General features: G+C 72.2%; 1 protein-coding gene. It reads right to left on the reverse strand.

Going from position 1 to position 765, the window contains the following annotated elements; genetic code table 11:
• A partial coding sequence (locus tag GSF22_RS34020) for an AMP-binding protein (RefSeq protein WP_208817977.1) occupies positions 1 to 765 on the reverse strand: 765 nt, incomplete at both ends.

A 765-nucleotide genomic window follows, 5' to 3' on the forward strand; every position in this document is an offset into this window, starting at 1 on the left:
GCGGTGCGGGGGAGAGTCCGTCGAGGACGGTTCTTGTCGCGTCGTGGACGAGGACGACGGTGGGGTTGCTGTCGGCCAGCATGTACGCGAGGCGTTCGGTCGGGTAGGCGGGGTCGAGGGGCAGGTACGCGCCGCCGGCCTTCGCGATCGCCAGCAGCGCGACGATCAGCTCCGGTGACCGGCGCAGGCAGACCGCGACGAGGGTGTCCGGGCCGACGCCGTGCTCGCGCAGGTGGTGGGCGAGTTGGTTGGCCTGTTCGTTCAGTTCGGCGTAGCGCAGTGACCGGTCCTCGAAGGTCACCGCGAGCGCGTCGGGTGCCGTGGCGACCCGGTCGGCGAAGCGGGCCCGGACGCTCCGCCCGACCGGGGACGGGGCGGTCCGGCGGACCAGCCGGGCCCGCTCCGGCTCGTCGACCAGGGTCAGGTCGGCCACCGCCCGGTCGGGGTCGGCGGCCATCTGGGTGAGGACGTGGTGCAGGTAGCGGGTGAGCCGGTGGGCGGTGTCCGGATCGAACAGGGCGGTGGCGTACTCCAGGCTGCCGGTGATCCGGTCGTCCTGCTCGGCCAGCGCCAGGGTGAGGTCGAACTTCGCGGTGGCGTACGGCGCAGCCAGCGCGGTGACCTCCAGCCCCGGCAGCGGCAGCGCGGACTCCTCCGTGTTCTGCCAGGCGAACATGACCTGGAACAGGGGGGTGTGGGTGAGGCTGCGGGTGGGGTTGACGATCTCGACGACGTGTTCGAAGGGGATGTCCTGGTGTTCGAGGG

The organism is Micromonospora echinofusca (genome assembly GCF_017614955.1).
Lineage (GTDB): Bacteria > Actinomycetota > Actinomycetes > Mycobacteriales > Micromonosporaceae > Micromonospora > Micromonospora echinofusca_A.